This is a genomic window from Dysgonomonas reticulitermitis, from assembly GCF_054601275.1.
The window spans coordinates 77,793-103,751 of the sequence record NZ_BAAHWU010000001.1; the positions used below are offsets into that span (position 1 = coordinate 77,793).

The following is a 25,959-nucleotide window of genomic DNA, read 5'->3' on the forward strand; positions in this document are numbered from 1 at the left end:
ATGTGATGGAAGAAGTACGTAAAAATCCTGCCTCTCTTATAAAAGCCACTTTCCAACAGGCGATAGCTACTTTAGCTACTGATTATAATGGAAGTTCGCTGACGGACATTTTTATAGTAGTAGATAAGGAAAGCGGAGAGGTCGCATTTTATGATGATGAAGAAAACAAAGTCGGTGAGATTGTCGTATTCGATTGGGTAAATAAAGTGGATGAACTGGAAGATGAAACCATTATATCGGTGCTCAGAGAAGTGACAACACAACTGGATGATGAGGATATGTTTTCTTCCCTCGATTTATTTAAGCCTTTCTCAGTGAATTATTCCGACGATAGCTTTTCCGTTATAGAAGAACTTCTGCTGATCAATGAGGATTCAATTGTGAAGATAGACAATGACCTGATGGAAAAATTCGATCGCGAATTCGACGAATTTCTGGATAAACTGCTGAAAGAATAATCAACTCTTCTTTTTCTTTACAGACCAACCAAAACCTCCGATCTTATTTCCAAGTTCGTAGTATTGTCCGTGTGAGTATGCGATAGGATTGGCGTCTTCGAGACTGAACTTGCCGGTTTCGGCATTCATATATTTTTCATCCGCTTTTACATTCACCACGTCGGCGATAAACATGTCGTGCGACCCTAAACTGAGTATTTCTCTTACCCTGCATTCTATATTCAACGGCGATTCTTCAATGACGGGAGCCTGTACGATGGAGGCTTTTCCGGCAGTCAATCCCATATCCGCGAACTTGTTAAAGTCTTTACCTGACTTTACACCGCACCAGTCGGTAGCATAAGCCAGCTCCTGTGTCGTAATATTGATCACAAACTCCATATTCCTTTTGATGATTTCGTACGAATACCTTTCGGGGCGGACAGAAATATAACACATGGGCGGATTAGTACAGATGGTTCCCAACCAGCTAAGTGTTATTATATTGTATTCTTCCGCGGTGCAGCCACAACTAATCATCGCGGCGGGCAGCGGGTATATCAATGTTCCGGGTTTCCAGTCTTGTTTCATTTCAGGATGACCTCGTCTTTCTTTATTTTGAGGTCGCAATAATGGCAGCGTAATTCTATGTTCTTGCAATCGATGACATTGAAGCGTGTTTGCATCGGTTCGTTGTTCGTTATGCATTTCGGATTGTTGCACTTTACGATACCCTTTATGACCTGAGGCAGTTCTACCCGTTTCTTCTCCACCACCCTGTAATCTTTGATAATATTCAGGACTACATTCGGCGCTATCAGGGCTATTTTGTTTATTTCATCCTCTTCGAAAAACTTGTCGGCAATCTTTATAATACCCTTCGAATCCATTTTTTTGCTTTCAAGGTTGTTTCCGATTGTAATAGGATTGTCCAGTTTTTCCAATCCCAACAGAGATACGACCTTAAAGACGACATTGGTTGGTATATGATCTATTGCTGTGCCGTCGCACAAAGCGGCTACTTGCAGTTCTTTTCTTTGTTCTTTCATGTTGTTGTCGTGTTAGAATCTACTTTTATATTCAACGAGTCGCAAATAACGGCCTGTCTTGTGAAAACACCATTCTTAGCCTGTTCGAAGTAGTAAGCTTTCGGGCTATCGTCCACGTCCTGTTGTATCTCGTTTACCCGTGGCAGCGGGTGCAATATTCTCAAATTATCTTTAGTATCTTCCAGCATGTCTTTCCTGAGAATGTATACGTTCTTCACTTTCTCGTATTCCATCAGGTCTGTGAAACGCTCACGTTGCACCCGCGTCATATATAAAATGTCGGCATGATTGATTACCTCGGGCGAAAAATCAATATCCTCATCGTATTTTATCCCTCGTTTGTCGCAGAAGTTCTTGTAAGTATCCGGTAATCTCAGTTCTTCCGGCGCTACAAAGTGGAATGTAGGGTTAAAGTGTGACATGCCTATTATCAGTGAGTGTACCGTGCGTCCGTACTTGAGGTCGCCAACAATGGTGATAGTCAGGTTTTCCAGCGTGCCCTGCGTTTTATATATCGAATAAATATCCAACATGGTTTGTGTAGGGTGCTGGTTGGCTCCGTCTCCGGCATTGATAACCGGCACAGACGATACTTCCGAGGCATAGCGCGCGGCGCCTTCCAGGTGATGACGCATAATGATGATGTCAGAATAGTTGTTTACCATCAATATCGTATCTTTCAAGGTTTCGCCTTTGGAAGAACTGGTTGTGGCTGCATCGGAGAATCCTATGATCCGCCCTCCAAGCCTGTTTACGGCAGTTTCGAAACTCAGGCGTGTACGGGTTGAAGGTTCGAAAAAGAGAGTGGCGCAGACTTTACCCTCCAGTAATTTTCTGTTGGGCTGTTCATCGAACTGTTTTGCCAGATTCAGTATTCGCAGAATGTCCTCTTTCGAATAATCTGTAATTGAAACCAGACTTTTGTTACTCATACGGTTATTATATTTTGAAAAGATGATTTTAGATCAAAAAAAATCCCCGAAAAAGAAAACTTCTTCGAGGGCAAAATATCTGATTGTCGCAATAAATCGTGAATAATAAACAGATCGTCGTAAGGCATATGGCTCATATTATGGATGGATGCTCTTTTCATAAAATTACGATCTTATTTCTTACAAAGATAAAAACTTTTTTCGAGATAGTTTGTATTATTTTTTTAGTAATTAGGGTAAATGCACGAAATAAATTTGGGTTTGCCCTACCCTATTTCCCCAGCAATCCCCGTGTTACATTCCATCTGAACTGCAACAACTTCCAACCTTTCGACGGGGTTAACCTGATTGTATAAATAAGGAACAGGACAATAGAGCCCAGCCATTTTTTACATTCCGACAGCATCCGGCCGCGATATGCTTTGGGCGAAACAGCTTTTGTTCGTATCCGTTCACTCTTTCCTATCGAGTACGTCAGTTCCCTGAAGTGAGATTCCGATAATTTCTTTTCAGGGATATAGTGGTGAATACCCATTTGCGGAAGATAGTAAAAAACTTCATTTCCCCGGGTCAGCCTGTCGTACAGATCTTTCTCCTCAGCCCCGATAAGCCCTGTCCCTTTTCTTCCCAGCTCTACATTGAAAAGTCCGTATTTGTCAAACACTTCTTTCCTGAACGCGGAGTTTCCTCCTCCGGGATATTTGCCATTGCGGAACGGCTTCTCCTTATCCCCTTCGTACAATGCTCCCCCCAGAAGCTGCTCGGTATAGTGGGACAGCCATTGGGGCTTTTCTACCTCATAGACGGGAATAATAGGCCCTCCGCAAGCGCTGACATCAGGGTACGATTCAAAAAAACAGGATATACAGGAAAGGTAATGGTCGAACACGGTAGCATCGTCATCTACAAAAACGAGTATGTCCCCCCTACTCTCCTTTACTCCTCTGTTGCGGGCATAGGATAGCCCCTGATTGGTTTCCAGGAAGTAATGAAACTCTACTTGCGGATAATCTGCCTGAAATTGCCTGAAAATACTCTCCGTACTATCTGTACTATTGTTGTTCACCATGACTATCTCATAGTCTTGGTACGGAAAATCCTGTTCTGCAACACTCTTCAAAGCGTTGTACAGGTATTTTTCCCTGTTATATGTACAGAATATGACGGATAGTTTCATTTTTTTCAGTAGTTAGTAGACAGTAGTTAGTAGACAGTAGACAATCTCTTCACTGTCTACAGCCTACTATCCTACTTAATTCTTTTAACATTCATCACAATAATCCCTACCAGCAATAGTATCAATAGTGCCGAAGATGCTGTCGTCACAGTACGGCTGGTATGGTATCCTTTCGGCTCGAATCTGAAAATTATTTCATGTTCGCCTGCCGGTATGCGCATCGCTCTCAATGTCCAGTCGGCACGGAAATGAGGGACTTCCTTGCCATCGATAGAAGCCTGCCACCCGTCAGAAAAATAAATCTCGGACAAAACAGCCAACTGCTCGCTTCCGGCTTTCGATTTATACGTCAATTTGTTTGGCTTATACCCTGTCAATGTAATGGTTGCCGTAGAATCGGCAACTATATTCAAGCCTGATAATTCGCTTTCGAAACGTTTATCTACAACAGCGGTTCTTGCTGCGTCTAACGTATTCAGGGCAAGAATTTCTTCATCAGCATTGTTCACCAACTTGTATTCACCCACAAACCACGCGTTACCCATTGCATATGGGTTTACAAGAGGCGGCTGACTAGGATGGTAGATCACATATTTGGCATTCAGCATGTTCAGTGAAGGTGTACCGGCAAATGAAGCTGTAATAGTATCAATATTTTGTGACTGGAAAGAACCGATTATATGATTTACCTCATCACCTAAACGGTGTTCGATCAACTCCTGATAGCGTTTTAGCTTGGCGGCATGGTATCCTCCTACCGATTTATGATAATATGATGTACTTGTTTCTTCGAATGTATTGTTCAGGTTCAGCACCCTGTAAGAAGGATGTTTGTCTTGCAATATCGCTTTGTCGGCGACTGATTGCGGGAATGTCTGAGTTTTATAGGTAGACTTGTTAACAAAGTTCTTTTCACCTAAATATCGTTTATCTACATTCCACAAATCGGCCAGTATCAGAACTGTTATCCCTATAGATCCGTACAACGCCAGTTTCCGCGCTTCCATTTTCGAACGAAGGGCAAAAAGCATCACTCCTCCCGCAAGCAGGACAAACAGAAGCGATCTGAAAGCATCGGCCGTCAGTAAATCTTTGCGGTCGGCAAGCAAAGCCTGGTAAAACCATTCAGGCACTTGATCTTTCCATCTGCCATCATTTTCTCCCGCAAAGTTGGTAAACATACCCGGAGCAATCCATGCGACTAAACAAATAACACCGATTGTACCCAATGATATGTAAAGAGCTTTTGTCAGTTTCTTTTTATCTATTTCGCCGGAGAAAAACTCTTTTACTCCCCATACAGCGACAATCACTACCGTTAAAGCCGGAATGACCAGAGCCGAAGACACTGCCCTGAATTTATTGTAAAGCGGGAAGTTATAAAAGAACCAGTCGTTGAACCATTCCAGATTTTTACCCCACGAAAGAAGAATAAAAAATACTGTAGCGGCAAGTAATGCCCATTTCACATTGCTGCGAATAATTATCATCCCCAGAATAAACAAAAAACAAACGATGACACCGAAATAAACAGGACCTGACGTAAATGGCTGAGCGCCCCAATATTCGCGCATCACCTGCGCCACCTGATTGGCAAACTCGGCTGGTATTTCTCCCGATTGTACTTTTTGAGTCAATATCTTAACACTCTTCGAATCGTTATCATACGGTTTGGAGACGCCTCCATACAGATTTGGGATCATCAATGTAAAAGTCTCCGCTTTGCCGTAACTCCAGCCAAAGGCGTAATCTTTATCCAACCCTTCCGATTGTTGGGCAGCCTCCGGTTTATTCAGTGTCAGTTCCGATTTTCCGCGTGTACTTTCCCTTGCCATTTCCAGATTGCCATAAATATTGCCCGCATTACAGGCAAGAGCCAATACCAGAGCAATAGCCAGTACGCCCGACGCTTTCAGAAATGTTTTTACATCTTTTTTCGATAAAGTTTCTATGGCATATGCGATAAACAGAATAACACAAAGCAAACCCGTATAATAAGTCATTTGCAGGTGGTTACTCTTTATTTGGAATGCCAGTCCCAAAGCAAAAAGTATCCCGCCCAATAATATCTTTTTCCGGAACAATGCCATCAGGCCTGCTACGATCAGTGGCATATAGGCCAATGTCCATGCTTTGGTAACATGCCCTGCATCGAGGATAATAATATTGTAAGACGATAACGAATAAGCAATCGCGCCTAATACAGAAACCACCGGACCGAAACCCATCATACAAAACAGGATGTAGGCCATCAGCATGGCTGTAAATACAGCTCCGGCACTACTGCTTCCTAATGCTTTCAGCGGAGTTTCGAGTACGTCGAGAAAGTTGGGACTGCCGCCCCAAATACCGATCTGATAAGCCGGCATCCCCGAAAACATCGCTCCTGTCCATTCAGACGATTCACCCTCGTTGTTATAGTAGTCGCTCAACTCCTTAGATGCTCCCTGAAACTGGGTAACATCGTGTTGAGGAAGAACCTTTCCTTCGATCAGCGGACTGAAATAAAACATCGTTATCGCCAAAAATGCAACGACTGCGATTACGTGCGGCAAAAGCGTTTTCAGTAGGGTTTGCTCTTTCTTTATCATCTTATTTCGTGTTTATTGTTATTTTTTCTTTATTTCTATACTCTTTTGTCATGCTGACGACAGGAAGCATCCTTATTTTCATGAGATTTTTCACTTCGTTCAAAATGACACAAGGGAGGATATTTCGTTATTTCTTCTTCAATATATAAATAAGCGAACTGCTTCGTCTTTTATTATTCAATGTACGCAGGAAAAACAGACCTCCTTTGACCAATCCCACAAGACCGGCAAGGAATGTTCCTTTATTTTTCTCGCTGAGCATGGATATGTAAAATGCGTCGAAATACATCGGCTTGACGGCAACAATCTTGAAATGATGCCTGTTTGCCAGATGCTCGAAATCGGAAGGTGAAAAATGCCACAGATGGCGAGGCACATCATACGCAGCCCAATATTCTTTATAATGTACCGCGTCGAATGATTCCTTGTTAGGCAGGGCGATAACGACAGTTCCGTCGTCTTTCAGCAATCCATGAAGACGATCCATAACACTGTTTAAACGCTCAAGATGCTCCAGTACATGCCACATCGTAACCACATCCTTCGCCTGGCAAGGAATATCGTACAGGTATCCGGAATCCTGACAGTTGATATCGAATTTTTGTTTAGTGTACCTGCGGGCTTGTTCCGATTTTTCTATCCCCGTTACAATCCACTTCTTCGACTTCATTTTGTTCAAAAAATAACCTGTCCCTGAACCTATATCGAGCAGCATTCCTGCTTTTTTAGGAGCATATTGTATTACGGTCTTAGCCTTCGACTTCAAAGCAATCTTCCGTACCAAATGATACAGGGTGTTAATTATACCCTTATGTGTGTCGGAATGTGAAACATATGCCGATGCTTCGTAATATTTTCCTATTTCATCTTCGGATGGGAAATCCTGCGTCAGGGCAAAACCACATTTGCTACACCGGCAAATATCAAAAACTTCCTGAGTAGTAAGGTAATCCTTACACGACAGATAAGGTAGTAATTCGGAATTTCCGCAAACAGGACATATATCGGTATGTATCGCTTTCATTTTCAATATTTAAATTGAGTACGGTCTACTTCATCAAAACTCTTGATTATCTGGCAATCTTTCCAGTCGCTATAATCATCGTCGTTACTATTAACAGCTATAATTTTGCCCGTTTTGGCATTTTTCGCCGCCTGCAATCCGGCAATAGCATCTTCGAAAACAATTATCTCCTCCGGTTTTTTACCTATAATTTCCATTGCCAATTCGTATATCTGCGGATCGGGTTTTCCCTTGATTTTCCCATTGTTGTAGACTACTTTGTCATACTCGAACCACTCTGTCAGAGGTAGGTGTTCGAAATAAAAATCCAAATTTTCTTTTCCCGACGCGGTTGCTATTGTAAAAGGAATATTGTTGCTTTTCAGGAAGTCCAGGAAGTCTGTCGCCCCGGGAGCCAATTGCATATCTGTTTCGAGGCATAGTTCCTGATAAAGACTTTCCTTTTCCATTATATAATCACTCACTTGCGTCTCGGTCAGAGTATTATGAAATAAAGATTGTAAAAGATCGCTGTTATTTTTTCCGTGCATCCAACGGAATTTGTCTTCATCTGAAAGAAATAAATCATAGCGTGTCAGGAATATATCCCATGCCCGATTGTGCAAACCCGTGTCCCAAAACAATGTTCCGTTAAAATCAAAAACAACTCCTGAAAAATGCATTCTGTTTTATATTATTCCGCCACAAAAGTACGTATTTTTTTGATAAATGGATAGTTCTACCAGGGCAAACGCACGAAAATAGCCAAAATGTTACATTGTGTTGATTTTCATAATATTGAAACTATTGCTTACATTAAAATTACCGGATTGCTTCGTCGGCTAACGCCTACTCGCAATGACGTAAAGTATGGGTTTTATCCGTCATTATCAACAAGCCTTTGAAGTTTTTAAACAAGATTTCCCCGATTTGGCGGAACACGAAAGAATGGATATCCATTAAAAGAAAACAAGACAGAAGGCGTCAGATAATGCCCGACGCCTTCCTGTTGACTTACTTTCTAAACACTACATTCTCAAATACAAATCGCACGTTTTAATGAATTAAGCCGACTTCCGTATGGGTAGGCTGCTTCGTTTTTTTATTCTTTAGGTTCCCGTAACCGATCCTGTACAAATCTTAGAGTCTGTTTAAATTTATATCAAAATTCGAAACGAAGTCCGGCATTGAAACCGAAAACACTTTGTTTGTCGGTACGGATACTCACCGGCTGATTGTTATCGAAGAAATAGGAATATCTTGGTTCTACATATATTCCCCAGTCCTGATAAAGCCTGTAGGATATACCCACCGAAGCATTCAGCGACCATTGCAAGCCGTCTATTCCTTCTTTTATCGCCCCGTTCGTATTCCTCTTAGTGTAGGTATAATTACGCTTCAGACCTTTTTCACCCATAACTCCCGCGGACATGTAAACACTCCAGTTGGAATTGTCCCACAGATAAACAACCGCATTGAGAGGTATACCCAGATAATGCAATTCCTGCTTAGCTTCTATAGCTTCGTCTCCGGGCGATGCCGAGTTGAAGCGGGATGAAAGATATGTATACATCAATCCCGTTTCGATACCGATGCGATCACTCAGGTTCTTTCTCACAGAAACTCCAAAGGACAGCGGTAACGAATGCTGGGCATTGCCCATCGTATAAGGATCTTTCGCGGCATATAAGCTTACATTACTCACCAGTTCACTCTTTAATTCAGCCGCATAATCGACATACATTCGTTTATCCATAGTATTCGAGGCACTTCCGTTGGATGAAAAGGCAGCAGCCAATAGCCAGTCTTTCTCTTTCTTATTCTTTTTTCCGGCAAGCCATATTTTAGGCTCCTCTTTTCGTTTCGCATCCGGTTTTGCAGGCACAGAGTCTGAAATCTTAACTTCAGACCCTGCATCAGCAATAAATTCAGAGAGTTTCTTTTCTGTTTCCCGCGCGGCAGAATCTGTAGAGAGAGATTTTTCGATGTCCGCCACAGTGTTTACACCATGACTTGTTGTTACAGATTCTGCTTGTTTTGCCATCAGCCTGACGCTTCCGGCCGATAACATCTTTCTCACAGGTACCGGACGAGCCGGTTCTTCTGCCTGTTGATGCTTCTTTTCGATTGATATTGACGGCATCTGATCAACAGATAATATCTGCCCGACGGTTGCAGGTTGTCCGTCGATATTGTCTTGCGGGCGGAAAAGAAAGACGGACACAAGAACAGCCACAGCAGCCGCAGCTCCTGCTATCCACCACAGCCTCAGCCTCTTTTGAGGTTTCAGGCGTTGTTCGATTTCAATCCAGCTATCGGCATCAACCGGTATTCTGTGACCTTCCAACTTCTGTCTTACCAGGCGGCTGAAATCGTCAAGTTGTTCGTTATATTCTTTCCTGTCTCGCATTTTCATGCATAATTAAAGATTCCACATTCTTTTGTAACACTTTTCTGGCTCGTATAAACTGCGACCGCGACGTGCTCTCTTTTATATTGAGCATTTCGGCAATCTCAGCATGACTGTACCCTTCTATGGCAAATAAGTTAAACACAGTGCGAAAGCCATTAGGCAAGTCTGCTATACAAGCCATCAGTTCGCCGGCAGATATATGTTCCAACGCAGATACTCCTACATCCCCGGCCACATCATCGTATTCATCAATACTGGTGCTTATCCTTAAAGTATCATTACGCCGAAGATATTCAAGAGATGTAGTCACAAAAATACGCCGTACCCATCCACCAAACGATCCTGTACCAGAGTAAGAATCCATTTTCGTATACACTTTGACAAAACCGTCCTGAAGCAAATCCCGGGCAGTTTCCCGATCACCGACATACCTCATGCAAACACTCATCATAGCCGGCGCATACAGCTCGTATAACTTACTACGAGCCTTTGCATCGCCACGTTTACATCCAGCAATCAGCAATTGTTCATCCATCGGTTTTCCACTCTCTACATATTATGATGCAGAATGGGTATAAAAAGTTGCACTATCAATTTCTTAAAAAAAGTAAAGCCTCGCCAAAGACGAAGCTTCCTTACTATTTCTTATCCTTTTATTTTTCAGGATTCATTTCCGGATTATCCGTAACGCCGTAGCATGTTTTACCATCAGGCGAGAGGATAAAATTCTTTATGGTTTCCTCGCCTCCGTTTGCCGCAACTTTAGCCTCCACCACCACAGCTATTACCTCTTCTGTCTTTTTACCATCGTATAATTTGGTCGGTTCAGGCTTTATAGCTTTCAACGAATCTATTGTTTGTTGCACTTTGGTCATTTGCACAGTATAGGCATCGGTAATCACTTTAGCCGACGTGCCCAGTCCTACCAGATCTTGCTGGAATTTTGTCAATTGTTTTTCTGCCGCTTCAATTTGCAGTTTTACAATCTGCCCGGCTTTTTGTTTTATATAGTTGATGCTATCGCCTACAGTAACTTTTTTCAGTTCCTTTACATCTTTCACTTTCACATCTTTTGCCATTTCGGTATTAACAATATACTCTGTAATCGCACTATCGTATTTGCCCGAACAAGAAATAGTGAAGAAGGCAATAGCAGCCAATATTACTGCAAAAAAATATCCTTTCATAATTTTCCTATTTAAATATGTGTTTCATTATTTTACTGATAAAAAAGTTTGCTTCATTATAACAAATGTATAAAAAGTCTTTGAACCTTACCAGCTACAATCCAAATAATTTAAGGTCGCCTATTTTCTTACCTTCGAAATGTTAACGTCTAATAGTAATTTTATTTTTGACCTTCCTGATCAAAGACTTACAAAAACTTTTTACGAAGCCATTCCCTGACCGGAATATCGTATAACTTCATAGAGAAATACGCCACAGCTATAGCTGTAAACACTGTCAGCACGGCATAAGGGCCGGCTTGTACCAAAGTAAGATTGTTGTTTGCCACATAAGCCATATAAGTATAGACTATCGGATAGTGCGTAATATAGATAGGATAAGATATATCACCTAAGAACTTACATACATGGGTTGCTTTTTTCCCGTTTACCTTGCCTCCTGCACCCAGCCATACAATAAACGGGAACATTATTATCAGGCAGAAACACTCATACAATCCGTTCATCCACATATGTTCCGTTCCGCCCAGGCGAGGTACGGAAAACAAGATCACAAGCAAAAGACTTGCCGTAAGAAACGCATGTTTGGTATATCGCAACTTACCTATGCGGGATAGCAATAATCCGCCCAGAAACGGAAACGCCAGGCGTGTGAAACCGATGCGCAACTGGGCAGGGTCGTCGATAGTCCATCCGCCTGTCAGATCCCCATTAGGATTGGTAAGCGCATATTGAATTGTAAACCCGGCAGCCACAGCGACACAAACAGCCAATATAATTTTTGACAAATGACGGAAAACAAGTGCATACAGGATATTTGCTATATATTCGAAAAATAATGACCACGCAGGCCCGTTGAGCGGATGCATTCCGCCCCAACCCCTTATATCCAAACCTTTACCGACAGGAATCAACGTCATGCCGATCAGCATAACCAGCAGCATTTTCCATACAGGAACGTCATGCATATTCCAACCCATGCGGGAGGAATCCTGAAAATAATAGAAAGCCGCTCCGACAACAGAGCCGATTATAATCATAGGTTGAAGACGTATGATACGGCGTTTGAAGAAATCTTTAAGCGTCATCTTACTCCAACGGTCATCGTAAGCGTAGCCGATAACATAGCCCGACAAAAGGAAGAAAAAATCGACCGCCAGATAACCATGGTTTATTATTTGTTTTATATGATCTCCCCTCGAATGCATTTCGAAGATGTGGAAAATAACGACCATCAAAGCTGCTACACCACGCAGGCCATCGAGTATTTCGTAGTGAGGCTTCGAGTCTGCCAATTTTATAGATTGTTCCATCTTGGTTTTAAAAGATTATTGATAAATGAATGTTATTATAGTGCCGGATGCAAAAGTAAGATGAATCTTATTATATCGATTGTTTTTAAGAAAAAAATCTCATCTTTTTTGTATAATTACAAATCATTTGATAAGCTCAAACACGTTTTTGTTTTTAACGCCTTCTTCGTCCTATGGGTGCCCCGTACTTGAAGCTAACGGCGCAGCTAAAGCCTGACAAGGCAGCCGCTTGTCATGCGTCAGTTTCCCGCGCATTAGTTTCGCAGGCGCGGCAGTGATGAGCATATGTTGAGAATATAAGCAATCTGTGATTGCGCGCAGAAGAGAATAAAAGAACGTTTTTACATTACAGCAATAACTTTAACTGCTGATTGGCATAAAGTATTATTATTTATTTTTTCGAATAATGATATCTCATCGATAACACATAGATTTCTATCAGATCCTCGTGTACCGAATAGATTATACGGTGTTCAGAATTTATACGCCTCGACCAATAGCCGGCAAGGTCATACTTGAGAGGCTCCGGTTTGCCGGTTCCGGTAAATGGGTGCTCTGCAATGTCTTCCAGCAACGATGTTATTTTATTCATTATCGCTTTATTGCCGCTTTTTTTCCAATATTCAATGTCTTCCAGAGCCTGAAGTGAATATATTATTTCCATATATCAGCGGTTTTTATAGCTTTTCCCTTACCGGCCTGCAATTCATTTTCAGCCGCTTTTATGCGCTCAAGCATAACAGGAGAAGACTTAATATATTCCGTTTCCTTAATCGAATTATATTCATCCAGAGATATAATGACAACACTTTCGTTGCCGGACCGGTGCACTATTAGCGGCTCACTATCATTTATAACCTTGTCTAAATAGCTTTTGAGGTTATTTCTTAAATCTGTATAATTCGTTGTTCTCATATTATTTATCATTAATAAGTACAAATATAAGTACTTATATACATAAATACAAATTTTGGATAAATATTTTAAATAGTAAAAGCCTTGTCTTGTAACAAAGCTTTTGCAACTAAAATCGAAAAATAAACCTATTTGGAAAGGTTCTTTTTCAGCTCCCGGAGATGATTTTTCAAGGAATCGACCAGGTCGTCTTTTCTTACCTGAATGACAAGTTCTTTTCCGTCTTTTCCTGTTATCTCCACCCTGTTTCCGAAGGCCGAAACATCGGTGTGTTTCCCTAAAAGTTCCAGATTACGGAGCTTGTCGGGCAGTTTTACTTTTTTGAGGCACGAGGTTGTTTCGCCCGCCGTACGCACCTGAGTTATCTCGATGGCTCCTACCGAGGTGCGCCATGCGCCGGGCCAATCGCCAACAGGAAGCACGTTGCCGTCAGCGTCGAGAATATCGGCTATATCGAGCTTGTCTATCTCCTCGAGGCGCCTGAGCACATAGTCGGAAGTGATATTCAGCACCTCGTTGCGCTCGTCCATCAGTTCGGCAATCCTTTTTTTCACATCGGGATTATCCAACAAGCGGTTACCGCAATAGCCTGCGTTCTTAGGGCTATATCCTGCCCGTATAACAGCCTGTGTGGCATTGAGGTCGGCAAGATACTCGCGGCAAAACAACTCCTGCTTGTCGGTCAACTCAGTCATTTACGGCTTTTTTACATGTTCTTTTCACTCTCTTTTCGACCGAAGGAGCTACTATCGGCGCGTCATTTTCGCTTACTTTTTCGAGCCACGAGCGCAGGTCTTTCACCTTGCGGATCAGACAGCTGGCACACGATTGCGGCGTTTCGTCCTTTTCGTTCACAATGTTCCACAGCGAATAGATGCGGCTCATAGAATAGCGGTGTGTGCGGTCTACTTCGTCGAGAAGGATTTCCACTTCTGATTTTAGTTCGGGATTAATCATTTCGTTACTTTTTTATTATCGATAATTTTTACTGCAAAAAACACAAGAAAAGCTGCGGCAAGGCCATACACAAACAGCTCGCGGGTCCATAGCACGAAAGCGAACAGCATGCTAAACAGCCACATGAGATGAAAAGTAAGGCAAGGGCGGCAGTTGAACGGTTTCGCATCGAACCGGCTATCCAGTTCAGGCAGTTTGACCGACAATACATTGCCCCAGTAAAGAGCCACCAGCGCGGTCATGCCAATGATTGTTATTATAATCCATGTTTCCATATGGTATAGATAAATTCGTTTAGAAAAAGCTTACTTAGAGCCTGTTTAAATTTCTAACGAATATTTTCTTATATAGATTAAGAAACCTGTTCTTCATTCATTTTTAGCCTCTTTTTGTCTGATTTATCCTTTTACTCAGTTCATATAGCCCGCTATTATCACTTCGTAAAAGAATAAATCAGTCTGAAAACAGTTCTAAAAATTTGAATGATATAAATTTAAACAGACTCTTAAACTTGAATAAAGGTTTTCTTATTCAAAATAAACACCCATAAATTTGAATAAGATATTTACTATTAAAATTAATTGCCATTTTATTTGAATAACATTATCTTTGTTTAAATGAAATTCAGAAGGGACGGATTTTTTCAGGAGTGGTCGGAAGATTCCAATATATCATATATTATTGTTTATCAATTCAATAGTTTATAATCAGGTCGGTAAATATATTTTATAACACTGAGTACCACTGAGCAGACACGGAGAAACACTGAGTTTTTTTAGGCTCAGTGAATTTCAGTGTAACTGTTTTTTTCTGATAAAACAAGTTATAATTAACTGATAGTTAATACCATAAAATATTCCGACCACTCCTGCGGATTTTTCCCTTTTTAATTAATGCCCTTCCGAATGTACTCACCCCACCTCCTTCCAGCGCCGGAAGAAGCCCGGATTCTCCTGAATATCTTTTTTAATTTTAGACACAATGCGCTGTATACTATATGCTTTTACCTGAGTGATCTCGGCCAGCGAATCGTAGTTGACCGCAGGTTTAAGACTGACATACATTTTGAAAAGCTCAAATTCGCGCAGATTGTAGTTGGCATATACATAACTAAAAATATCGTCTTCGAGCTGCTTTTGCTGGCGGTCGAGTTCCACCAGATGCTCCACGTCCATATCGGAACGGTCGAAGTTGGGTTGCAATTCGCAATAGCGGTTCTCCTTCATACTGCCATTGATGCAATTCGTAAAATAAGAGCGGATGAAGTAAGATTTGTAATCTTTGATCTTCAAACCTGAGAACAAAACGATGTCGTATATCTTGAGATAAGTATCATTTAAAATATCAACATCGTAAACTCTTTTGCCGATGAGTTGCCTCTCCACCGATTTGTGATCTCTGTCGAACCAGCGGTTAAAATCTTCAGCCATCTCGGCATACAGGCAATCGACACTATCCATATCCCTTTCGCGCATGAAATACTTTTTCCCTTTATTCTTTCCAAATGAGTTTCCTAAAATCATGTTTATTTTATTTAAAGCTATTGGCTCTTAGCTGTTAGCCTTTAGCTGATTATTAATTATTAATTATTAATTATTAATTATTATTTCCGAAAGATTCGCTTTGCGTCGCTAGAAGCTAACAGCTAACGGCTGAAAGCTATACTCTCAAGCTTTTCCCCCTGAATTCGATACGGCGGGTCATGGAGATAATCCGTTCGAATACCCGTTCACCGTAGCGACGGACAATTTCGTCCCTGCTCAGATTAGTAGAAATAATGACCAGTTTACCATATTTTTCGGCGGCGTCCATCACTTCGGCAAAGGCGTAGCGGCGATTGCCATACTGCATGCTGACCTCTTCTGTGCCAATATCGTCCAGCGAAATTATATGCTTTGTCAACACCTCATCCAGATTGCGGTTCATCTGCTGCACATCGTATACCGAAACTACCTTTTGCATATAGTTCAGGATGATGGCAGGCAACACATACCGCGCCAGGAAACTCTTACCCCGCCCGCAATCGCCATACAAGAACAATCCCCTACCCTCGTTGCAGGCAAGCCATGCGGCGACTTCTTCGTATTCGGATTGCCAGGCAAACGCCTTTCCTTGTGTGGAAAGGAAGTAAGAGAAGCATTCTTTAAGGGCGCTTCGCGCATCGGGTATCCCAATCCTGACCAGGGACGGGGGCAACGACATGCCATGTGTCTCCATTTGCCGCCATACGTCCTCGAAACTATTACCAACGTGCATCATCTTTTGCATTTTTAGTTGAGTTATTCAACCCCCGGTGTTTATCCTGCCTATCCACTTCAGCGACCGCCATTTTTCCCCGGGTTTTTACGTTACATTTACTTTCCGGCTTATCCGGCAAAAGCGTGTAAACAGGCGACTTCTTCTTCCGTTGCCCCGGCACAAAAGAGATCAGTCCTTTCTGCTGAAGGCGGCTACGGACGTCGATCAACGTTTTTTCGGTGACACCGATGGTTGCCGCTATGAGTCCGTTGCTGCACCCGAAAGGGTTTTCCCATCCGCGAATGTTCGACTCCTGCATCAGAAAGTAGTAGAGATCGGCTTCGGTAGAGGTAAGCCTTGTGCGGCGACGCTCCTTCCAGAAATGATTTATGAGTTCTATATAGTTCATTATTGGACTATGTCAATACATTTCACTCAGGCGGTCGGCGAGTATATCGTATGATTGCGACACCAGCTCTTTTTGGCCTTTATTATAATCTTTCAGAATACTGTTGAGACGGGAGGTCAGCACGGCAGTGTCTTCGTAAAACTCATCCCAATCGCTATCGAGTATAGCAACCGACTTGAGTTCGACTTTGTCGAGATACACCTCAAACTCGATACACACACGCACATTGCCTATCATGTCGTCGAAATCGGACAGGCTGAGGCGATCCGAGTCGTAGAGGTGGCGCGTGACATCCTTTACTATTGCCGACATTTGCTTTTCGCTGCAATAGCACTCGATCGGTAAAATGTTTCTTAAAGCTCCCATTGTTTCAAGATTTTTTGGTTATACATTCTATTTATCGTTCTCTTTTTTGTGAATAATACTATTAATCGGTTCGTTTTTAACTTGTTTGTATCAAAAAATATTTACATTTGTGATTAATTAGACTTTCAAAAACAAAGATACACTAATTTGTGAACATATTAATCACAATTAAGTGAATATTTTTGTTAACAAAAGCTAATACAATAGAAGTTAGAGGATTATGAAACCGAACAGCAAGGCTCTATATATTAGATAAAGTTCTTACGAAAAAAAACAAATCGAACATTCACTTATGGAAGTATACGAAAGAATAAAAAAGATTCGGGAGGATTTATTCAATGGTTCGAATATTGAATTTGCCAAAGCTATTGAAGAAAAACCGAACACTACCAGCAACTGGATGAGCGGAAGCCGAAAGGTGGGGCTGGAGGTTATCGAAAAGATACTATCAAGACTGCCACAGATAAATTCGGGTTGGCTGCTGTCGGGCGAGGGAACGATGTTGAAATCGGGAAGCAGTGAAGATCCCTACCTGATCACCAAATCGGGAATAAAATACTACCAGTTGCCCAATGGAAAGTTTCTGATGCAAGTGCCCTTTGTTCCGGTAAAAGCCTATGCCAAATACGTAGACGAATGCCGCGACGCGGAGCCGGGCGAATCGCTGGACGAATATAACTTTATAGTAGACCAGATAGGTCATGGCAGGTATATGGCCTTTGAGATAAAGGGGGACAGCATGGATGACGATACGCGCCGAAGCCTTGCCAATGGCGATATTATACTGGGGCGTGAACTAAATTGCGAGCACTGGAAAGAAAAACTCCATACTAGAGAGTATCCGAACTGGATAATCGTATTGGACAATACCATCCTGTGCAAACAGATCATAGATCAGGATCTGGAAAGAGGTACGATCACCTGCCACTCGCTCAACCCATCGCCGGAGTATGGGGATTTTGAACTGAAACTAAACGATATAAGGCAGATGTTCAATATCATACAGCGGGTATCGAATATGGTGTAGAAAATTATTTATTGCATTTCTCTAGGGATAAAAAAACATTTTATGCAATTGACATTCCTAATACAGATTTGTATGTGATTTTTTTCTTGCATTCCGGCACCGGGATATAAATCTTTTCCCTCCCAAAACACACCTCTAACGGAATCAAATTTAGGATCGACAAGAGATGCGTAAGCTTCGATTACGGCGCAATCCAACGGTCTTAATAACAAATCGGGAGAGGCGGTAGATACAGCCCTATTGACAGGCAATTTTCCACCGGTAAGTTGAAAAGCTTTTTCGAGTTGATAGTATGCGTCTTGTAAACCTTTGAGATATTGCGAGTCTAACAAATCCATACATTTACCTAAATCAATGTAAGCCCCTAATACTGACGGATTTTTGATTTTTCCTTTTGCCTTCTGCTCTTCGGCAAAAGATAATGCGCGTTCGTAGTTGTTTTCCCAAAAATAAAATCCATTCCCGAGCCAATCATACTTGTTACAACTTGGCCTCATTGAACTGGTATTTGTAACAATTTGATTGCGTACCTTTTCATCACACCCATGAAATCCGACAATGAACGTAGGTCTCTTAGAATACATCTATTATTGTCAGATTTGTTTATAAATAGGGTTCAAATCTCCATCTTCTGAAAAGATACCTGCTTTTTTTAAAAATTTGACAGCTTCTTCCTTAGACTCAATTGAGGGATATTCTAAAAGATTATCGAAAGCTTCTTTATTTATTTGTTTTGAATAATATATTTTAGTATCAGCGTCTTTAATAGGTTCGTTTTTTCCTGCTTCGTTATCCCAAACCTTATACCAAGGTGTATCTTCTTGATGCATTAATTTTGTAAGCTCATCTCCAGAGACATTTCTGTATTTGACATAGACTTTATTGAGTAGTATCCTGTGGATAGGTTTGATACAGATAGTTTCTTCTATCAGAAATTTTTTTACTAAATCATCTTTCCGTAAATCCTGCCCTTCAAACAAACTATGCAACGAAGGCATTACTGGTCCATATTTCCAAGCCTCTATTTTATCGGAAATAAGAGGTGTGTCATTAAGAGCAAGATTCCATCCATGAGAAATATATACTAATTTTATTAGCTGCAATACAGATAGTGGAGTACTCTCTCTATTTGATTTCTCAATAAAATAACCTGCTATTGTTGAAGATATGTAACACATGCAGCAATAATTTAAATTAAAAACAAAATTTTTAGTAGATTTGTTCGTTCATGACTACTTAATTTAACCTCATACTAAGCAAGAAGCGGGTTGCAAAGGTATTATTTCCTATCCAAAAATCCAAATAAATTATCTTTTATTCACTCCAAAAATTTAAACTTATCGCCTCGATCTCTTTCATTTTTCAGAAAAAAGACGAAACCTTACGATATATCCTCCAGCCAACTATTCCCGCCGCAAGGCTTCCGATGCAAGCCAAAACGACAAGCCAACGCGGATATATCTTTACTTCACGAGTTTCGACAACAGGGTATGGTATGGCAATAGTGTCGGACAGGGCAACAGTATCAGTTCTTAGCCTGTCACGATAGATATATTTATATTTCTCGAGCCAAACGGTATCTCCCTTGAGTTTCATAAATACCGAATCGTAAAGATGTACCGAGTCGCGCTGCAAACGATCGCGATATTCCGTCCGCACCGATTCCACTGGAACATAAACGGTATTGCTCTTACAGCCCGACAATGCAAGGAACAAACAAAATAACAGGCACCCCACCCCATCCCTCCCCAAAAGGGAGGGGGTGAATTCCCTCTTTACATCGAAACACGGACAGGCTTTTGCTGCAAATTCGTAATGTCCGTAAACTTTTGCTTCGGAATACTTTACTTTCAGATCATTTACCAAACCGATAAGAGATGCTTTCTGCGCTTCGGTACGGGTATCGGATGGTTTACCGTCCTGATCGAGTCCGCCGATATAGCATATTCCCACCGATGAAGAGTTCTGCCCCAGAGTATGAGCTCCTATTTGTTCTTCGGAACGTCCCTTGTGCACCGACCCGTCAAGATATATCACGTAATGATAGCCTATCTTGGCAAATCCGCGTGCCTTATGCCACCGGTCTATATCTTCCACGGTGAAATGCTGCCCTGCCTTTGTAGCAGAGCAGTGTATGATTATTTTGTCTATTTTTCTCATGATTATTGTCAATTTGAAAATTTGAGAATTTGAGAATAAATTTTAGTTATGAGTTTTAAGTATAAAGTTTTAAGTTATAGGTTATGAGCACTTACTACTTACTACTTACTACTTACTACTTTTTCATTTGCTAATTTTTCATTTGCTAATTCTCAAATTTGCTAATTAATTACTCGTCTTTGATGTCTATTATATCAGTTTTTCGGGCAAAGAGCTTAAAGATATTCACTTTGACATTTTTTCCCTTTGCCGCAAAATAATTGACATAAATACTTTCCAGTTCGACTCCGTAAATAACAAGGAGCATCAGCAAGGGAAGCAACTCGATACCAAATGGCCGGGCAAAGGCCTGACCGAATGTATAAGCGAGCACTACCCATAGAACATAGCTGCTAATCTTGTCGCAGGTGCGACGAATAGCTCTCGATTTTTTTACCGGTTCCTTCCTGTATCCGGATGCGGCAATACCGAAGCGGAGATCGGCAAGAGTGAGAATAAAAGCTGTAGCCAATAACCATTTTGCCCAGATAAAAAAATTGAGAAGCCCAACTAGAAATTGATCTGTATATGTCATTATGATATAGTCGTTCATAGTGATTGATTATAAAAACATATTTCGGTTGCGGTACTCAGCATCCTGTTTGTCTATCAGTATGTTGCTGACAGACCATACCTCACCTTCTTGAACCTCTTCTTTATCAAGGAGAACGGCACTTATGGAGTTCGCCACACCTTCTCCAACATCTGTTTTATCTATCAAGACTGAGCTAATCTCACTCCCGCTCATATCTGTGCCCTGAGGGGGCAATCCGTTATCAAAATCTGCCATTTTACAAAGGGTTTAATGTTGTTAATACGATTCTGAATTGAGCATAAACACCACATATCTGAAATCCGTTTTGCGGAATGCCGTTTAACCCTACAAGACGGCTGTAAAATTCAGGATGACCGGAAGCCATATACTTACCGTCAGAGGCTTTTAATACTTCATCTGATGCAGGATTGTTATTCTTGAAAAAACAGCGCGGATCATCGTCCACAACATCCATCCATTCAGGTTTTTGTATGTTTTGCCAAAACGATTTGTCCGTTGTTTCTGTGTTCAAATCAAAATCCTTGTGCCAACAACGGCGCAAATGTATGTTACCTGCTTTAGTAAATGTTGCAGTTCCCAACGCACAGAATGAACTTCCAGCCGGATAGTTGACACCGTTATAAGTTACATAGTCGGCTGTGTTGCTTTGGTCGGTGTCATGCTCAACAAGATACCAATAATCTGAAATTAAAGCCATACCCGCCGTTATAATGTCACTTGGTATTTTATTTGCGACACGGACTTGCAGGGTCTGATATTGCAGTTCATCAATAATTTCGTACACTTCTGCATTTTCTGATGCTGTGAATGACGTTTTACCACTTACACTCTTTATTATATTTTTCTTTGTATAAAGTAAAGATGTATAAGTAATGCCGTTGTATGTTACAGTAGCTAAATCCGTATTGTTCGACCTGACAATAAACAGCTTTGACAAACCGTTTTCATATCCTGTGATCTCTGAAACAGGCGTATTATTTAATGACTTAGTGGTATCAACATTCACTCCGAACTCTTTTGAAAACGTTTGAAGTATTTCCAAACTGCCTATGCTCTTTTTCCCACCTAGCCACATGATATTTGAATCTATATAAGCCGTTTTATTCAGGGATATATCTATATCATCCGACAAAGAGATAGAATTATTATTTATCACAAAATTTTCGTGTGGATTGAAGGGGTTGAATGAATTTTTCAGATTTGCTGTACTCACAAAAAATCCATTTCTCATTGATGTATATCCGAAATAGATTGACCTGCGTTGCTCAAACTTGTGTATAATTGAGTTCGGCAATACAGCCCCCTCGATAGAAGCGTTGTTTGCAAAAACCCAACGATACATAGATAGAGTTTCACCCAACTCAGTCACCGGAGAAGGAACGGTTAATCCGGCATTGGTACATCTCCTTACAAATTCGTTTCTAAAATCCAATTCAGTCGGATTTACAATTAAGGCGTTGTTTGCGTCTTTAGGCTGCAAGGTCGAAAATTCGGTTTCAGTTCCTATTCTGAACCTACAACTGTTAAAAGCAAAATAGCTGTTCAGATAAGTCGTTAATGTCGTTTGACTGACAACAATATCACATTGATCGAACAAAGACAGATTCCCAAGCATAGTATACCATCCGCTGTAAAATGAATTATTTATACTTGCTGTTTGTACATTAGGGATAGAAGTCACCACCTTTTTAAACAAACTCTGTTTAGAGGTCAGTCTAAAGTTTGAAGGAAGAGCACTTTGAAGACCGTCTATAATAACATTTGAAAACACAAAATTTAAACTGGGACTTGTGTTTGAAGTTGTAAATGTAGGTCTTATTAAAGATACATCTTTAAAGTATCTGGATGTTTCTCTGTCGTCATTATGTGCACATAAAAAGTCAATCAATACTGTATTTGCCTTTCCGTGACCAATAACATAAAAATTTTCATAGCGGCCTGTTGTTACTCCAGAGAATCTATATACACCATTCGCTAGTATATTGACCAGATTTTTGCCGAGGGCATTTGTGGGATTCTCGCGAGTTCCGTCACCGGATGAGAACGGATAACAGAACAATACGGTTTGTCCGGTAGCAATAACATCTATACCGTTCGGATTGTAATATTTATCTCTAAAACTATACCTCATAATCTATATTGTTTACTGTTGGTGTTATTATTATTCTACCATTAGTCAATAACGACATGCTGCAATTATCGAAAACGGCTGTATCTCCCAGTCTTTCATCATTAAAAATCCGTTGAACGGAAAGAGGCTGTTTGTCAAAGAGAACAAGATCATCGACCTCGAACTCTTGTTCGCCTTTTGTTACTTCGTATATCATAATATTTTTGCTTTTGCGTAAATAAATAAATACCCTTTGGAGTCGGTAAGAGTGCGGATAATGCTGAAAGTAGACAGTTCTCCTTTTGGAAGAGAGACTTCCACGTCTTCGCCGATAGCTACAATGTTTCCGTTAATTCTGCATTCACCGACATTATGCCCTTCCACCCGATAGATAGCTATCTCTTCACCGATAAACATATCTGTTTCGGTAGATTCCATAGTCAGGGAGATGCGCCGTTCAAGCTGAATCCTTTTTACTGCTTCGCCAAGTTCGGCGAACATTACCTTGCCCGATTCAACCGTGCCATCGGTATTCGTCTTCGAGGCAAAGACAAAAAACGAATCCGGATCTTTTATTTCATCCAGTTCCGATAAAGGAACCGGTAATATACTTGCCATATTTTTTAGTAGTTAGAGAAGTTCAGGAGTTAAAGAAGTTAGAGTAGAGTTGCCACTTAACTCCTTTGACTACTTAACTCCTTAATTTAAATTAAAATTGCTTTTTTGTTATCTTCGGTAGGTACCATCACACCCGGATGAGTGCCCAGTACAAGTATCTTGTTGAACTTGCGGGCATTGACCTCAAACAGGGGATAGATAGAATTCTTGGTAATCGCAATACTATATCCCGAAGCCTCGCCCTGTTGCCCCGTTTGCTGGCTAAAAGCGATAGTCGCTCCTCCATCGCTCCCGAAAGAGTAAAACATACCTTGCGAAGTTTTGAACACCACCAAGTATTTACGACCTGCCGATAATAGCAGATTGGATGTTTTAGATGCTTCGGGCGTACCCACAAATGTGGATAAGGTCTGTTTGAAAATGCCGCTATCCTGCGTTTCGGTAAAATTGCTTTCGATCACCGTATCCATCCGCAAGTAATCTACATTTTGCGTCTTGATTGTGTCCACCATACAACCGTCATACAAGGCATCACCTTCGAACTGATAAGCTACAAAGTCGTCAATATCGAGCAGATATATCTCAGTGATACCTCCCGCGTTATATTCGCACGAATGCTTAATATTTTGTATCAGTTTACATCCCATAGTTTATAGATAAAGCTGTTAGCTAATAGCCATTAGCTGTTAGTGCTTCGCGCCGCTAAGGGCTAAAAGCTATAAGCTAATGGCTAATAATGATTTTTTACGGAGCAACTACCGTTGAATCCACAATAGATTTGATAACACTTTCGCTTTCGAGCAGGCGGCCAATCTCCATTTCTGTTCCTGCCATTGTCACCGTCCAACCGTTGGCATCGGCTTCGGCAGCGCCCGAAGCATAGTTGAAAGCCGTTGCACTCAATCCGTTGATACGGCCGAGAACGACTATACGGCCCGATTTATCTACGACCACTACCGTAAATCTGCCCAGACTCAGAGCATCACCCTGATTGAGAATGTTGTAATCGTATTCGCTAAGTGTAAAGTTTACTGTATGGGTACGGTATTTTCCGCCGTTACCATTTACGGCTAACTCGTCGGAGAAGGAGGCTGTATTTTCCACAAAGTCTACTTTATAGGCTTTGGCTCCATCCGCTAAGGTTATCGCCGTAATAGCTGTAGTTGCCGAATCGGGTGTATATGAGTTTTCCGAATCGTAGTTGTAGAGATACAGCGCTTTTACTCCGGCTACTGAATAATTGCAATTTTCTTTTGTAATATTTGACGTTAATTTACATCCCATGATAAAATAATTTGAAAATTTGAAAATTTGAAAATGAATTAATTTGAAAATAAGTTAATTTGAAAATTAGCAGATTAGCAAATGTTTTTGTCGCTTGCGCTCCATTTTCAAATTTGCTAATTTTCAAATTGGCTAATTGACGTTTAGTTATTCGGTGAATAATACACTACTTCGTCTTCGAACGGAATAACGAAGCCCAGACGCAAACGTCCATCGATGAAGATTTTGTTGTCGTGAGGAGCAGGGAATTGTCCAAGGCGGATCTCTTCAAGATCGCTCAACAGGTCGGTACCCAAAAGGAAGTTCGATGCTTCGGCAACAATCATATCATTGTCGGCAAGACCTTTCACCGGTACGATCTCTGCGCCAAGATATTTAACCACATCATTTTCTACGATGAAGTTCGGATTTACCACCACGTTTGCACCAAACACACCACCCAAAGCGATTTTCACCTTCATCAGTGTAGCATAAGAAACATACACGTTAAGGCTTTCCTTTTCGAGACCTGCGGCTGCAACATCGTCGGGAAGCGCTGCAAAGGCTTCCTCGATTTCTGCCAATACATTGTCTTTGGTAAGGGCAACGCCTATAACCTTCACGGCCTCGGCGCTGTCGGTCAATACTTTGATAACGCCATCGAAGTCGTTGGCATTGGCTGTGCTGTCGCCTCGGAAGATCTTAGTTTCTATCTCGCTGCTCAATTCATTGGCAAGCAGAGTCATAGTAGCTTCTTCCAACGTGTCGGGCAATTCCTGATTCCTGGCTCCGGGACCCATCATCCAGATGGTACGTTTGCGCTCAAGCTCGTCGATACATTGTTCGAGGTTGATTTTATAGGTTTTTACTTTCAATTCTTTTTCGCTCAACTTGGCTATCTGTTGCGGTGTCCACGCGCAGTCGCGGGTATCGGCCTGAAGGATGTTTCCCGCAATGTCGATCAGATTGAGCTGAGTAGATTCCTTCACTCCGATGATAGGAGTTATTTTTCCTTTTTCTATCAGCTTTCCGCCAAACACGGCTTTAGTAAACCAATCCATGTTGGATGAAGGCTGATAAGTCAATGATGAAATGTCGTACATATTTGCCATAATGATTAATTTGAAAATTTGAAAATTAGGTAATTTGAAAATGAGCTATTGGCTGTTAGCTGTTAGCCATTAGCTGAGCAAAGCCAC

General features: G+C 41.2%; 33 protein-coding genes. 2 read left to right on the top strand and 31 right to left on the bottom strand.

The window, feature by feature from the left end; all coding sequences use genetic code 11:
• Positions 1–5 precede the first annotated feature (5 nt).
• Positions 6–458, top strand: a complete 453-nt coding sequence (locus tag ACYPZI_RS00255) for a hypothetical protein (protein WP_459597443.1) — start codon at positions 6–8, stop codon at positions 456–458.
• Here ACYPZI_RS00255 and ACYPZI_RS00260 read toward each other — a convergent pair whose 3' ends face one another.
• The 20 genes from ACYPZI_RS00260 to ACYPZI_RS00355 all read right to left on the bottom strand — a co-directional run bounded on the left by ACYPZI_RS00260 (position 459) and on the right by ACYPZI_RS00355 (position 16,987).
• Entirely contained in the window at positions 459–1,028 is a 570-nt protein-coding gene (locus tag ACYPZI_RS00260; RefSeq protein ID WP_459597445.1) for a flavin reductase family protein, read from the bottom strand.
• Positions 1,025–1,486 carry an aspartate carbamoyltransferase regulatory subunit gene (gene pyrI / locus ACYPZI_RS00265; protein WP_459597447.1) on the bottom strand — a complete coding sequence of 154 codons (462 nt, stop codon included), beginning with the start codon at positions 1,484–1,486 and terminating at the stop codon, positions 1,025–1,027. The genes ACYPZI_RS00260 and pyrI overlap by 4 nt, the downstream gene beginning before the upstream one ends.
• Positions 1,483–2,418: an aspartate carbamoyltransferase gene (gene pyrB / locus ACYPZI_RS00270; protein WP_459597449.1), complete on the bottom strand. Its 936-nt coding sequence runs from the start codon at positions 2,416–2,418 to the stop codon at positions 1,483–1,485. Before pyrB ends, pyrI begins: the two co-directional genes overlap by 4 nt.
• Positions 2,419–2,689: 271 nt before the next feature.
• Positions 2,690–3,595: a glycosyltransferase family A protein gene (locus ACYPZI_RS00275; protein WP_459597451.1), complete on the bottom strand. Its 906-nt coding sequence runs from the start codon at positions 3,593–3,595 to the stop codon at positions 2,690–2,692.
• A 71-nt stretch (positions 3,596–3,666) separates the two neighbouring features.
• A complete protein-coding gene (locus ACYPZI_RS00280) occupies positions 3,667–6,186 on the bottom strand; it encodes a hypothetical protein (protein ID WP_459597453.1) in 2,520 nt (839 codons plus the stop codon).
• A 127-nt stretch (positions 6,187–6,313) separates the two neighbouring features.
• Positions 6,314–7,210 carry a class I SAM-dependent methyltransferase gene (locus ACYPZI_RS00285; RefSeq protein WP_459597454.1) on the bottom strand — a complete coding sequence of 299 codons (897 nt, stop codon included), beginning with the start codon at positions 7,208–7,210 and terminating at the stop codon, positions 6,314–6,316.
• Between the two features lie 2 nt (positions 7,211–7,212).
• Positions 7,213–7,872: an HAD family hydrolase gene (locus ACYPZI_RS00290; RefSeq protein WP_459597456.1), complete on the bottom strand. Its 660-nt coding sequence runs from the start codon at positions 7,870–7,872 to the stop codon at positions 7,213–7,215.
• Positions 7,873–8,351: 479 nt separating this feature from the next.
• On the bottom strand, positions 8,352–9,599 hold the full coding sequence (locus ACYPZI_RS00295; RefSeq protein WP_459597457.1) for a porin family protein: 1,248 nt from the start codon (positions 9,597–9,599) through the stop codon (positions 8,352–8,354).
• Complete coding sequence (locus ACYPZI_RS00300; RefSeq protein ID WP_459597459.1) at positions 9,577–10,137, bottom strand: RNA polymerase sigma factor; 561 nt, start codon at positions 10,135–10,137, stop codon at positions 9,577–9,579. The genes ACYPZI_RS00295 and ACYPZI_RS00300 overlap by 23 nt, the downstream gene beginning before the upstream one ends.
• A 118-nt stretch (positions 10,138–10,255) precedes the next feature.
• Complete coding sequence (locus ACYPZI_RS00305) at positions 10,256–10,789, bottom strand: hypothetical protein (protein WP_459597461.1); 534 nt, start codon at positions 10,787–10,789, stop codon at positions 10,256–10,258.
• 188 nt (positions 10,790–10,977) lie between these two features.
• Entirely contained in the window at positions 10,978–12,102 is a 1,125-nt protein-coding gene (locus tag ACYPZI_RS00310; RefSeq protein ID WP_459597463.1) for an acyltransferase family protein, read from the bottom strand.
• Between the two features lie 391 nt (positions 12,103–12,493).
• The gene (locus ACYPZI_RS00315; protein WP_459597465.1) at positions 12,494–12,766 is read right to left on the bottom strand and encodes a Txe/YoeB family addiction module toxin; all 273 of its coding nucleotides are present in this window, start codon (positions 12,764–12,766) and stop codon (positions 12,494–12,496) included.
• On the bottom strand, positions 12,757–13,017 hold the full coding sequence (locus tag ACYPZI_RS00320) for a type II toxin-antitoxin system Phd/YefM family antitoxin (RefSeq protein WP_459597467.1): 261 nt from the start codon (positions 13,015–13,017) through the stop codon (positions 12,757–12,759). Before ACYPZI_RS00320 ends, ACYPZI_RS00315 begins: the two co-directional genes overlap by 10 nt.
• Positions 13,018–13,145: 128 nt before the next feature.
• Positions 13,146–13,712 (bottom strand): terminase small subunit, encoded by a 567-nt coding sequence (locus ACYPZI_RS00325; RefSeq protein ID WP_459597469.1) that lies wholly within the window; start codon positions 13,710–13,712, stop codon positions 13,146–13,148.
• The gene (locus ACYPZI_RS00330) at positions 13,705–13,974 is read right to left on the bottom strand and encodes a hypothetical protein (protein ID WP_459597471.1); all 270 of its coding nucleotides are present in this window, start codon (positions 13,972–13,974) and stop codon (positions 13,705–13,707) included. Before ACYPZI_RS00330 ends, ACYPZI_RS00325 begins: the two co-directional genes overlap by 8 nt.
• Entirely contained in the window at positions 13,971–14,249 is a 279-nt protein-coding gene (locus ACYPZI_RS00335) for a hypothetical protein (protein WP_459597472.1), read from the bottom strand. The genes ACYPZI_RS00330 and ACYPZI_RS00335 overlap by 4 nt, the downstream gene beginning before the upstream one ends.
• Before the next feature lie 636 nt (positions 14,250–14,885).
• Entirely contained in the window at positions 14,886–15,497 is a 612-nt protein-coding gene (locus ACYPZI_RS00340) for a hypothetical protein (RefSeq protein WP_459597474.1), read from the bottom strand.
• Between the two features lie 136 nt (positions 15,498–15,633).
• Positions 15,634–16,242 carry an nSTAND3 domain-containing NTPase gene (locus ACYPZI_RS00345; protein WP_459597476.1) on the bottom strand — a complete coding sequence of 203 codons (609 nt, stop codon included), beginning with the start codon at positions 16,240–16,242 and terminating at the stop codon, positions 15,634–15,636.
• Complete coding sequence (locus ACYPZI_RS00350; protein WP_459597478.1) at positions 16,217–16,621, bottom strand: hypothetical protein; 405 nt, start codon at positions 16,619–16,621, stop codon at positions 16,217–16,219. Before ACYPZI_RS00350 ends, ACYPZI_RS00345 begins: the two co-directional genes overlap by 26 nt.
• 12 nt (positions 16,622–16,633) lie before the next feature.
• Positions 16,634–16,987, bottom strand: coding sequence for a hypothetical protein (locus tag ACYPZI_RS00355; RefSeq protein WP_459597480.1), 354 nt, complete (start codon positions 16,985–16,987; stop codon positions 16,634–16,636).
• A gap of 292 nt (positions 16,988–17,279) precedes the next feature.
• Here ACYPZI_RS00355 and ACYPZI_RS00360 point away from each other — a divergent pair, with 292 nt between their 5' ends.
• Positions 17,280–18,014 carry a LexA family transcriptional regulator gene (locus ACYPZI_RS00360; protein ID WP_459597482.1) on the top strand — a complete coding sequence of 245 codons (735 nt, stop codon included), beginning with the start codon at positions 17,280–17,282 and terminating at the stop codon, positions 18,012–18,014.
• 8 nt (positions 18,015–18,022) lie between these two features.
• Here the strand turns inward: ACYPZI_RS00360 and ACYPZI_RS00365 are convergent, their stop codons facing one another.
• The 11 genes from ACYPZI_RS00365 to ACYPZI_RS00415 form a co-directional block, all read right to left on the bottom strand.
• Positions 18,023–18,511 carry a hypothetical protein gene (locus tag ACYPZI_RS00365; protein WP_459597484.1) on the bottom strand — a complete coding sequence of 163 codons (489 nt, stop codon included), beginning with the start codon at positions 18,509–18,511 and terminating at the stop codon, positions 18,023–18,025.
• Positions 18,512–18,607: 96 nt separating this feature from the next.
• Entirely contained in the window at positions 18,608–19,192 is a 585-nt protein-coding gene (locus ACYPZI_RS00370; protein WP_459597486.1) for a Panacea domain-containing protein, read from the bottom strand.
• A 184-nt stretch (positions 19,193–19,376) separates the two neighbouring features.
• Entirely contained in the window at positions 19,377–20,174 is a 798-nt protein-coding gene (locus ACYPZI_RS00375) for an N-acetylmuramoyl-L-alanine amidase (protein ID WP_459597488.1), read from the bottom strand.
• A 169-nt stretch (positions 20,175–20,343) separates the two neighbouring features.
• On the bottom strand, positions 20,344–20,766 hold the full coding sequence (locus ACYPZI_RS00380; RefSeq protein WP_459597490.1) for a phage holin family protein: 423 nt from the start codon (positions 20,764–20,766) through the stop codon (positions 20,344–20,346).
• A gap of 9 nt (positions 20,767–20,775) precedes the next feature.
• Positions 20,776–21,003, bottom strand: coding sequence for a hypothetical protein (locus tag ACYPZI_RS00385; RefSeq protein WP_459597492.1), 228 nt, complete (start codon positions 21,001–21,003; stop codon positions 20,776–20,778).
• A gap of 1 nt (position 21,004) precedes the next feature.
• Entirely contained in the window at positions 21,005–22,900 is a 1,896-nt protein-coding gene (locus ACYPZI_RS00390; RefSeq protein WP_459597494.1) for a hypothetical protein, read from the bottom strand.
• A complete protein-coding gene (locus ACYPZI_RS00395; RefSeq protein ID WP_459597496.1) occupies positions 22,890–23,096 on the bottom strand; it encodes a hypothetical protein in 207 nt (68 codons plus the stop codon). The genes ACYPZI_RS00390 and ACYPZI_RS00395 overlap by 11 nt, the downstream gene beginning before the upstream one ends.
• Positions 23,093–23,497 (bottom strand): hypothetical protein, encoded by a 405-nt coding sequence (locus ACYPZI_RS00400; protein ID WP_459597497.1) that lies wholly within the window; start codon positions 23,495–23,497, stop codon positions 23,093–23,095. The genes ACYPZI_RS00395 and ACYPZI_RS00400 overlap by 4 nt, the downstream gene beginning before the upstream one ends.
• A gap of 86 nt (positions 23,498–23,583) precedes the next feature.
• Positions 23,584–24,144: a hypothetical protein gene (locus tag ACYPZI_RS00405; protein WP_459597499.1), complete on the bottom strand. Its 561-nt coding sequence runs from the start codon at positions 24,142–24,144 to the stop codon at positions 23,584–23,586.
• A 97-nt stretch (positions 24,145–24,241) separates the two neighbouring features.
• Positions 24,242–24,781 (bottom strand): hypothetical protein, encoded by a 540-nt coding sequence (locus tag ACYPZI_RS00410; protein ID WP_459597501.1) that lies wholly within the window; start codon positions 24,779–24,781, stop codon positions 24,242–24,244.
• 143 nt (positions 24,782–24,924) lie between these two features.
• Entirely contained in the window at positions 24,925–25,872 is a 948-nt protein-coding gene (locus tag ACYPZI_RS00415; protein WP_459597503.1) for a hypothetical protein, read from the bottom strand.
• Positions 25,873–25,959: the final 87 nt, after the last annotated feature.

Bases quoted from the DNA above. Each gene is read 5' to 3' on its own strand.
- ACYPZI_RS00295 (WP_459597457.1), bottom strand. From the start codon at position 9,599: ATGCGAGACAGGAAAGAATATAACGAACAACTTGACGATTTCAGCCGC.
- ACYPZI_RS00330 (WP_459597471.1), bottom strand. From the start codon at position 13,974: ATGATTAATCCCGAACTAAAATCAGAAGTGGAAATCCTTCTCGACGAA.
- ACYPZI_RS00280 (WP_459597453.1), bottom strand. From the start codon at position 6,186: ATGATAAAGAAAGAGCAAACCCTACTGAAAACGCTTTTGCCGCACGTA.
- ACYPZI_RS00320 (WP_459597467.1), bottom strand. From the start codon at position 13,017: ATGAGAACAACGAATTATACAGATTTAAGAAATAACCTCAAAAGCTAT.
- ACYPZI_RS00340 (WP_459597474.1), bottom strand. From the start codon at position 15,497: ATGATTTTAGGAAACTCATTTGGAAAGAATAAAGGGAAAAAGTATTTC.
- ACYPZI_RS00275 (WP_459597451.1), bottom strand. From the start codon at position 3,595: ATGAAACTATCCGTCATATTCTGTACATATAACAGGGAAAAATACCTG.
- ACYPZI_RS00285 (WP_459597454.1), bottom strand. From the start codon at position 7,210: ATGAAAGCGATACATACCGATATATGTCCTGTTTGCGGAAATTCCGAA.
- ACYPZI_RS00390 (WP_459597494.1), bottom strand. From the start codon at position 22,900: ATGAGGTATAGTTTTAGAGATAAATATTACAATCCGAACGGTATAGAT.
- ACYPZI_RS00370 (WP_459597486.1), bottom strand. From the start codon at position 19,192: ATGTGTTACATATCTTCAACAATAGCAGGTTATTTTATTGAGAAATCA.
- ACYPZI_RS00360 (WP_459597482.1), top strand. From the start codon at position 17,280: ATGGAAGTATACGAAAGAATAAAAAAGATTCGGGAGGATTTATTCAAT.
- ACYPZI_RS00335 (WP_459597472.1), bottom strand. From the start codon at position 14,249: ATGGAAACATGGATTATAATAACAATCATTGGCATGACCGCGCTGGTG.
- ACYPZI_RS00290 (WP_459597456.1), bottom strand. From the start codon at position 7,872: ATGCATTTTTCAGGAGTTGTTTTTGATTTTAACGGAACATTGTTTTGG.
- ACYPZI_RS00305 (WP_459597461.1), bottom strand. From the start codon at position 10,789: ATGAAAGGATATTTTTTTGCAGTAATATTGGCTGCTATTGCCTTCTTC.
- ACYPZI_RS00415 (WP_459597503.1), bottom strand. From the start codon at position 25,872: ATGGCAAATATGTACGACATTTCATCATTGACTTATCAGCCTTCATCC.
- ACYPZI_RS00365 (WP_459597484.1), bottom strand. From the start codon at position 18,511: ATGAGGCCAAGTTGTAACAAGTATGATTGGCTCGGGAATGGATTTTAT.
- ACYPZI_RS00315 (WP_459597465.1), bottom strand. From the start codon at position 12,766: ATGGAAATAATATATTCACTTCAGGCTCTGGAAGACATTGAATATTGG.
- pyrB (WP_459597449.1), bottom strand. From the start codon at position 2,418: ATGAGTAACAAAAGTCTGGTTTCAATTACAGATTATTCGAAAGAGGAC.
- pyrI (WP_459597447.1), bottom strand. From the start codon at position 1,486: ATGAAAGAACAAAGAAAAGAACTGCAAGTAGCCGCTTTGTGCGACGGC.
- ACYPZI_RS00375 (WP_459597488.1), bottom strand. From the start codon at position 20,174: ATGAGAAAAATAGACAAAATAATCATACACTGCTCTGCTACAAAGGCA.
- ACYPZI_RS00410 (WP_459597501.1), bottom strand. From the start codon at position 24,781: ATGGGATGTAAATTAACGTCAAATATTACAAAAGAAAATTGCAATTAT.
- ACYPZI_RS00325 (WP_459597469.1), bottom strand. From the start codon at position 13,712: ATGACTGAGTTGACCGACAAGCAGGAGTTGTTTTGCCGCGAGTATCTT.
- ACYPZI_RS00310 (WP_459597463.1), bottom strand. From the start codon at position 12,102: ATGGAACAATCTATAAAATTGGCAGACTCGAAGCCTCACTACGAAATA.
- ACYPZI_RS00385 (WP_459597492.1), bottom strand. From the start codon at position 21,003: ATGGCAGATTTTGATAACGGATTGCCCCCTCAGGGCACAGATATGAGC.
- ACYPZI_RS00400 (WP_459597497.1), bottom strand. From the start codon at position 23,497: ATGGCAAGTATATTACCGGTTCCTTTATCGGAACTGGATGAAATAAAA.
- ACYPZI_RS00300 (WP_459597459.1), bottom strand. From the start codon at position 10,137: ATGGATGAACAATTGCTGATTGCTGGATGTAAACGTGGCGATGCAAAG.
- ACYPZI_RS00345 (WP_459597476.1), bottom strand. From the start codon at position 16,242: ATGCAAAAGATGATGCACGTTGGTAATAGTTTCGAGGACGTATGGCGG.
- ACYPZI_RS00405 (WP_459597499.1), bottom strand. From the start codon at position 24,144: ATGGGATGTAAACTGATACAAAATATTAAGCATTCGTGCGAATATAAC.
- ACYPZI_RS00395 (WP_459597496.1), bottom strand. From the start codon at position 23,096: ATGATATACGAAGTAACAAAAGGCGAACAAGAGTTCGAGGTCGATGAT.
- ACYPZI_RS00255 (WP_459597443.1), top strand. From the start codon at position 6: ATGGAAGAAGTACGTAAAAATCCTGCCTCTCTTATAAAAGCCACTTTC.
- ACYPZI_RS00260 (WP_459597445.1), bottom strand. From the start codon at position 1,028: ATGAAACAAGACTGGAAACCCGGAACATTGATATACCCGCTGCCCGCC.
- ACYPZI_RS00380 (WP_459597490.1), bottom strand. From the start codon at position 20,766: ATGAACGACTATATCATAATGACATATACAGATCAATTTCTAGTTGGG.
- ACYPZI_RS00350 (WP_459597478.1), bottom strand. From the start codon at position 16,621: ATGAACTATATAGAACTCATAAATCATTTCTGGAAGGAGCGTCGCCGC.
- ACYPZI_RS00355 (WP_459597480.1), bottom strand. From the start codon at position 16,987: ATGGGAGCTTTAAGAAACATTTTACCGATCGAGTGCTATTGCAGCGAA.